Origin of the sequence: Pseudomonas asplenii (assembly GCF_001293465.1) — a bacterium.
GTDB lineage: Bacteria > Pseudomonadota > Gammaproteobacteria > Pseudomonadales > Pseudomonadaceae > Aquipseudomonas > Aquipseudomonas fuscovaginae_B.
On record NZ_JSYZ01000037.1, the window covers coordinates 1 to 6,850 of the forward strand.

The window sequence follows — 6,850 nt, forward strand, 5'->3', positions numbered from 1 at the left end:
CTGGCGCAGCGTTGCAGCGGCGTGGCCGCGTCGACGCCGTTGTTCAGTTCGCTGCTCAATTACCGGCAGATCGATATCAACGTGACCGACCAGGCGTTGGCCGCCTGGGAAGGTATCCAGACGCTGGATAGCGAAGAACGCACCAACTACCCCCTGACCCTGTCGGTGAATGACTTGGGCGAGGCGTTCAACCTGGCGGTCATGGCCGAGGCGCAGATCGGCGCCGAGCGGGTCTGTGGCTACATGCACTGTGCTCTGCAAAGCCTGGTCGAGGCGCTGGAAAACACGCCGGCCCTGCCATTGACCCAGGTGTCGATCCTGCCCGATGCCGAGCGCGAGCAACTGCTGGTCGGCTTCAATGCCAGTCGCCGTGATTACCCACGGACGCAGACCGTGCAGGGTCTGTTCGAAGCCCGGGTTCGAGCTCGTCCCGAGGCGTGCGCGGCGATCCATGACGGCGTGTCGTTGAGCTATGCCGAGCTCAATAGCCGGGCCAATCGCCTGGCCCGCCATCTGCGTGGCCTCGGCGTGCAGCCGGGGGACAGCGTGGCGATTCTGCTGGAGCGCTCCCACGACCTGCTGGTCAGCCAGTTGGCGGTACTCAAGTGCGCGGCGGTCTATGTGCCGCTGGACATCAATGCACCGCTCGAACGCCAGGGCTTCATGATCGAGGACAGCCAGGCACGGGTCCTGCTGACGCGTCATCGGCTGTCGCTGGCTGCCGCCGTGCAGCGTGTGGAACTGGACGGTCTGGACCTGTCTCGCCTGGACGGTGACGACCTGGGGATTACGCAGTCCAGCGAAAGCCCGGCCTATATCATGTACACCTCGGGTTCCACCGGTGTGCCCAAGGGCGTGCTGGTACCGCACCGGGCTATCACCCGCCTGGTGATCAACAACGGCTATGCCGACTTCAACGACCGGGATCGTATCGCCTTTGCTTCCAATCCGGCCTTCGACGCCAGCACCATGGACGTCTGGGGTGCCTTGCTCAATGGCGGCCAGGTGCTGGTGGTGGATCATGAAACGCTGTTGGAGCCGGCACGCTTCGGTGAGTTGCTGGTCAGCGCCCAGGCCACGGTGCTGTTTGTCACCACGGCGGTGTTCAACCAGTATGTGCAACTGATCCCCGAGGCGATCAAGGGCCTGCGGATCCTCCTGTGCGGTGGTGAGCGCGGCGACCCGGCCTCGTTCCGTCGGTTACTGGCGCTGGCGCCACGGCTGCGCCTGGTGCATTGCTACGGACCGACCGAAACCACTACCTACGCCACCACCCATCACGTGACCGAAGTCGCCGAGGACGCCGACAGCGTGCCGATCGGCCGTCCCATCGGCAATACCCAGGTCTATGTTCTCGATGCCCGCCAGCAACTGGTGCCCCAGGGGTGCAGCGGTGAAATCTGCATCGGCGGCAAGGGTGTGGCATTGGGTTACCTCAACCGCGCCGAACTGAGCGCCGAAAAATTCATTGCCGACCCGTTCAGCGCCGAGCCGGATGCCTTGCTCTATCGCACCGGCGACCTCGGGCGCTGGTCGGCCGATGGCCTGCTGGAGTGCCTGGGCCGTAACGATAACCAAGTGAAGATACGCGGTTTCCGCATCGAGCCGGGGGAAATCGAGGCGCGCCTGGGCACTCATCCGCAGGTCCGCGAATGCATCGTGCTGGCCCGCGAGGACGTCCCCGGCGACAAACGCCTGGTGGCCTATGTCACCGCGACCGGCGAGCCGGCCACGGCGGAAGAACTGCGCAGTTACCTGCAAGGCCTGTTGCCGGAGTACATGGTACCCGGCGCCTATGTGCAACTGAGTGCATTGCCCCTGAACCTGAACGGCAAGGTCGATCGCAAGTTGCTGCCGATGCCGGAGTCGGACGCCCTGGCCTGCAGCGAATACCAGGCACCGCAAGGTGAAGTGGAAAATCGGCTGGCGTCGATCTGGGCGGACGTGCTCAAGGTCGAGCGGGTCGGTCGGCATGACCACTTCTTCGAACTGGGCGGTCACTCGCTGCTGGCGGTGACGCTGATCGAGCGCATGCGCCAGGCAGGTCTGAGTACCGATGTGCGGGTGCTGTTCAGCCAGCCTACCTTGGCCGCGCTGGCGGCGGCGGTGGGCAGTGGCCGCGAGATCCAGGTGCCGGCCAACCTGATTGCGCCGGGCTGTGAACGGATCACGCCGGACCTGCTGCCGCTGGCGAACCTGGATCAGGACGCCATCGATCGGATCGTCGCCACGGTGCCGGGCGGTGTCGCCAATGTTCAGGACATCTATGCCCTGGCGCCATTGCAGGAAGGCATCCTCTACCACCACCTCAGCGCGGAGCTGGGCGACCCCTACTTGCTGCAAGCACAGTTCGCCTTCGACAGTGAGGAGCGTCTGGACGATTTTGCCAGGGCCTGGGAGTTCGTGATCGGTCGTCACGATATCCTGCGCACCGCGTTGGTCTGGGAAGGCCTGGACGAACCGGTACAGGTGGTTTGGCGCGAGGCCCGGCTGATACGCGAAAACCTGGAGCCGGACCTGCGGGCCGGCGATGTGGCGACCCAACTGCTTCAGCGGTTCGACGCCCGACATTATCACCTCGATATTCGTCAGGCGCCCATGCTGCGCTTGATCCACGCCTGGGATGCGCCGAACCGGCGCTGGCTGGCGTTGCTGTTGTTCCACCACCTGGCGATGGACCACACCGCGATGGACGTGGTGAGCCATGAAATGCAGGCCTATCTGCTCGGTCAGCAGGCGCAACTGGGTGCGCCGGTGCCGTATCGCAACTACGTGGCCCAGGCCCGCCTGGGCGTTAGCCAGCAAGATCATGAGCGATTCTTCCGTGAACGTCTCGGTGATATCGAGGAGCCGACCTTGCCGTTCGGCTTGCAGCAGGTCCAGGGTGATGGACAGGGCATCGAGGAGGCCCAACTGACGGTGGGTGTTGCCCTCGGTCAACGCTTGCGGGCCCAGGCCCGGCAGGCGGGGGTGAGTGTGGCGAGCCTGGTGCACCTGGCTTGGGCCCAGGTGCTGGGTCGGGTTTCGGCTCGCGACGATGTGGTGTTCGGTACGGTGCTGATGGGCCGGATGGAGGGCGGCGACGGTGCCGACCGCGCCTTGGGCATGTTTATCAACACCTTGCCGCTGCGAGTGGTCCTGGGCGGGCGCAATGTGCGCGAGGGCGTCAAGGCGACCCATGACGAACTGACCGCGTTGCTCGGGCATGAGCATGCCTCCCTGGCGCTGGCCCAACGTTGCAGTGGCGTCAGCGCGCCGCTGCCGTTGTTCAGCGCGTTGCTCAACTATCGCCACAGCAATTACGCCGTGACCGACGAGACGCGGGCAGCCTGGCATGGCATGCAATACCTGAGCGCGGAGGAGCGCACCAACTATCCGTTGAGCCTCAGTGTCGACGACCTGGGCGAAGATCTCCTGTTGACCGCCCAGACCGTTCCAGTGATCGAGGCCAAGCGGATCTGCGCCTATATGCACCAGGCCTTGCACAGTCTGGTGGAGGCACTGGAGCAGGCCAGCGAGGTGCCGTTGCCGCTGTTGTCGGTGTTGCCGGACGATGAGCGTCGGCTGTTGCTGGAGGGCTTCAATGCGACCGCGGTCGACTATCCTCGGGACGAGACCGTGCACGGGTTGTTCGAAGCCCGGGTCGCGGCCTGTGGCGATTCGCTCGCCGTCGTCGACGAGAACGGCAGCCTGACCTATGACGCACTCAATCGCCAGGCCAACCGTATCGCCCACCGCCTGATCGAATGGGGTGTTGGCCCCGATGATCGGGTAGCGATCTGTGTCGAGCGCGGCGTGGACATGCTGGCGGGGCTGCTGGGCATTCTCAAGGCCGGCGCCGCCTATGTGCCGCTGGACCCGCATTTCCCGCTCGATCGCCTGACCTATATGCTGGAAAACAGCGCTCCGGTGGCGATTCTCACTCAGCAAAGCCTGCAGCCGATCCTGCCAACCAGTAGCGTACCGGTGTTGTTGCTCGATCCCGGGCTGGCCGAGCACGAAGGCTTCCTGGCGCAGCCCGAGATCAATCCACTGCGTCATGACCTTCATCCTGAACATCTGGCCTACGTGATCTACACCTCGGGCTCCACCGGGCTGCCGAAAGGCGTGCAGATCAGCCACCGGGCCTTGGGCAACTTCCTCCACGGCATGGGGCGCGAACCGGGGCTTTCGCCTGATGATCGCCTGCTGGCGGTCACCACGATCTCCTTCGACATCGCCGCGCTCGAACTGTACCTGCCCCTGGTCAGCGGGGCCTGTGTGGTCCTGGCCTCCCGCGAGGCGACCGTGGACGCCTTGCACTTGCAACGCCAGCTCGACGAGCAGCGGATCACCGTGATGCAGGCCACCCCGGCCACCTGGCAAATGCTGGTCAGCAGTGGCTGGGCCGGCAAGCCGGACCTGCGGATCTTTTGCGGCGGCGAAGCCCTGCCGCGCAACCTGGCCTGTGAGCTGCAGGCGCGCAGCCGTGAACTGTGGAACCTCTACGGCCCCACGGAAGCCACCATCTGGGCCTGTGTCGCGCGCGTCGATGCACCGGGCGAACCGGCCATCCTGTCGGCGACAGTGCCGATCGGCAAACCGATGGACAACACGCGGCTCTACCTGCTGGACGACAACCGCCAGCCGGTACCGCTGGGCGTGGCGGGCGAGCTGTATATCGCCGGTGTGCAAGTGGCACGCGGCTACCTGAACCGTCCGGACCTGACCGCCGAGCGTTTCCTCGACGATCCGTTCCACGATGGGCGCATGTACCGCACCGGCGACCTGGCGCGCTATCGGCCGGACGGCACGGTCGAGTACCTGGGCCGTAACGACGACCAGGTGAAAGTCCGTGGCTTCCGCATCGAACTGGGCGAGATCGAGGCACGTCTGGCCACCTATCCCGGGATCAGGGACTGCGTGGTGGTGGCACGGGAGGATCAACCGGGCGACAAACGCCTGGTGGCCTACTTCACGCCGCAGCAGCCGGAAACCGTGCTGCCGATCCAGAGCCTGCGCGAGCATCTGCAAGCGGCATTGCCCGAGTACATGGTTCCGACGGCCTATATGCAACTCGATGCCTTGCCCTTGACGCCTAACCGCAAGGTGGATCGCAAGGCGCTGCCGACACCGGATGGCGCCGTGTCCAGCCGCGAGTACGAAGCGCCGCTGGGCAAGGTCGAGGAGCGCCTGGCCGCTATCTGGGCCGACCTGCTGCACCTGGACCGGGTCGGTCGTCACGACAACTTCTTCGAACTCGGCGGCCACTCGCTGTTGGCGGTCACGCTGATCGAGCGGATGCGCAAGGCCGGTCTGAGTGCCGATGTGCGGGCACTGCTCGGCCAGCCGACCCTGGCGGCGCTGGCGGCGGCAGTGGGTCAAGGCACGGACATCGCGGTGCCGGCCAACCGGATCCCCGAGCCTTGTGAACACATCACTCCAGACCTGTTACCGCTGGTCAGCCTGACCCAGGCGCAGATCGACCAGGTGGTGGCGACGGTGCCGGGCGGTGCGCCAAACGTGCAGGACATCTATCCGCTGGCACCGTTGCAGGAGGGCATTCTGTTCCATCACCTGTCTGCCGGTGAAGGGGACCCCTATGTGCTGCAATCGCAGTTCCGCTTCGACAGCCGCAGTCGCCTGGACGACTTTGTCCAGGCGTTGCAGAGCGTGATCGAACGGCATGATGTCCTGCGCACATCGATCGTCTGGGAGGGCCTGGAGACGCCGTTGCAGGTGGTCTGGCGTCGTGCCCGGCTGAAGGTCGAGACCCTCGGGCTCGATCCGCGCGACGGTGAACTCTCGGCGCAACTGCTGCAACGCTTCGATCCGGCGCATTGCCGCCTCGATCTCCATCAGGCACCGCTGCTGCAGCTGGCCGTCACCGAAGAGGCGTCCAGCGGGCGTTGGCTGGGTGTCCTGCGGTTCCATCATATCGCCATCGACCACACCACCCTTGCGGTGGTGCAACAGGAAATGCAGGCGTTCCTGCGTGGGCAGGCGACCTCGTTGGCGCCGGCCGTGCCGTATCGCAACTATGTGGCTCAGGCACGACTGGGCGTGAGCCAGCAGGCCCATGAAAGCTTCTTCCGCGAGATGCTCGGCGATGTCGACGAACCGACCCTGCCGTTCGAGCGGCAAGAGGTCAGGGGCGATGGACAGGCGATCGCCGAGGCTCACGCGGGACTGAGTGCCGATCTGTCTCGACGCCTGCGTGGTCGAGCCCGCCAGGCGGGAGTCAGCCCGGCGAGCCTGGCGCACCTGGCCTGGGGCATGGTGCTGGGCCGTCTGTGTCAACGCGAAAAAGTGGTGTTCGGTACCGTGCTGATGGGCCGGATGCAGGGCGGCGAGGGCAGCGACCGGGCCCTGGGCATGTTCATCAACACCTTGCCACTGCGCCTGGACCTGGGCGAGCAGGGTGCCCACAGTGCCCTCAAGGCGGCCCATGGCCGGTTGACCGCGCTGCTCGGTCATGAACATGCTTCCCTCGCATTGGCCCAGCGTTGCAGTGGCGTGCCGGCATCGATGCCGCTGTTCAGCGCCTTGCTCAACTACCGGCATGGTGGCGGTGAAGCCAGCCAGCAGGTTCTGGATGCCTGGCAGGGTATCGAAAGCCAGGGTGGGGCCGAGCGTACCAACTACCCGCTGACCCTGTCGGTGGATGATGACGGTGTGGGCTTCGGCCTGACGGTGCAGGCGGTTGCCGGCATCGATGCACGGCGGGTCTGCGGATATATGCAGGCCGCGCTGGAGAGTCTGGTGGATGCCCTGGAACAGGCGCCCGAGGCACCACTGGGCGGCCTTTCTATCCTGCCGGCCGACGAGCGCGAGCAGTTGTTGGTGGGCTTCAACGACACCGCGCTGGAGT

At 65.4% G+C, this 6,850-nt stretch carries 1 protein-coding gene; it reads left to right on the forward strand.

What is annotated here, in order from left to right; all coding sequences use genetic code 11:
* Positions 1–6,850, forward strand: a 6,850-nt coding sequence (locus PF66_RS30620) for a non-ribosomal peptide synthetase (RefSeq protein WP_152973121.1), incomplete at both ends; no start/stop codon positions are given.